We start from the raw sequence: 542 nt of genomic DNA on the forward strand, positions 1-542 counted from the left end.
AGAGATTCAGGGGAAGATCAGTCTTTATTTTAATCGGGTTGAAGCTCATTGCGTTATTTTTAATTCTTTTTGCTTGGTATTCAATTTCAAATAAGTAGAACTTTCCATTTATAACAAATAAGGATAGGTGTCGCGAAGCCGACACCTTATCTGGGTGTTGAACAAGCCCTGCGGCGCTGGTGATGCTTCTATATAGTAAATAGTGATGTAAAAATAGAGGTATATTGAAGGGGGCTGACAAACGCTTTCTTTTTTTAGGGCGCAGTCAGCCCTTAGCGCCTTGCGCTAATTTAAATATTACGTTTAATCAGTTGTTTAGATTTATCTTTCCTCCTTTTCAATTCAATGTATGTGTAATGCGTTTTACGTTAGCCGATTTAACATGATCCAGCCCATTTAAGATGACCCAATGGGTGAGGCCGAATTAAAGTGTATCGTTCGTGCTCGAATACCCATAAACTGCATGGGCTTTTTGCAGCAAGGGCAAATGAGTTTTGCTTTCTTTCTCGGCTCGGCCTTAATTGCGGGTAAGGTGCGTGTTT

1 protein-coding gene is annotated in these 542 nt (G+C 40.0%); it reads right to left on the reverse strand.

The genetic code is table 11. The annotated features are described in order from the left end of the window. On the reverse strand, positions 1-241 hold a 241-nt coding region (locus tag N475_RS25935), incomplete at its 3' end, for a hypothetical protein (protein ID WP_211270600.1). Positions 242-542 lie beyond the last annotated feature (301 nt).

The organism is Pseudoalteromonas luteoviolacea DSM 6061 (assembly GCF_001625655.1).
GTDB classification, from domain to species: Bacteria; Pseudomonadota; Gammaproteobacteria; order Enterobacterales; family Alteromonadaceae; genus Pseudoalteromonas; species Pseudoalteromonas luteoviolacea.